The organism is Acidisphaera rubrifaciens HS-AP3 (genome assembly GCF_000964365.1).
In the GTDB taxonomy this organism is placed as follows: domain Bacteria; phylum Pseudomonadota; class Alphaproteobacteria; order Acetobacterales; family Acetobacteraceae; genus Acidisphaera; species Acidisphaera rubrifaciens.
This window is the reverse complement of record NZ_BANB01001109.1, coordinates 1-512: the sequence shown is the minus strand read 5'-3', so window position 1 is coordinate 512 and position 512 is coordinate 1. Positions and strand designations below refer to the sequence as shown.

Genomic DNA, 512 nt, shown 5'->3' with positions numbered 1-512 from the left:
GCTCCACCAGCTCGCGGAACGCCGCCGCCACCGCCGGGTCGTGCGCGGCGAGCGTCGCGAACAGCACGGCGCCCACCACCGCCGTGCCGAACCCGGCGCCGACCGAGCGCGAGAACTGCACCGATGCCGCCGCCGTGCCCAGCAGCTTCGGCCCCGCCACCACCTGCGTGATCACCTGCACCACCGGCATGCCGGTGCCGATCGACAGCGACACCAGCCCGAACAGCCAGGGCAGATGCCCCGTCGCGATGCCGCCGAGGCTCAGCCCCAGCAGCAGCAGGGTGCCGGCCGCGACCGGCAGGCCGAACGAGGGGAAGATCATCGTCCGCTGCGTGTGCGCGACCATCCGCCCGGTCACCAGAGAGCCCAGCCCCACGCCAGCCGTCAGCGGCAGCATCAGCAGCCCAGTCCGTGCCGGCGACAGGCCGCGCACCACCTCCAGATAGATCGGCAGGAAGCTCACCAGCGAGACGATGGTGGCGCCGAGGAAGAAGGCCATCAGGTCGGTGCGC

The 512-nt window shown here is 72.7% G+C and carries 1 pseudogene; it reads right to left on the bottom strand.

Annotated elements, in window-relative coordinates:
- Positions 1 to 512 (bottom strand): annotated as a pseudogene (locus B8460_RS20260) (hypothetical protein); the annotation flags it as partial.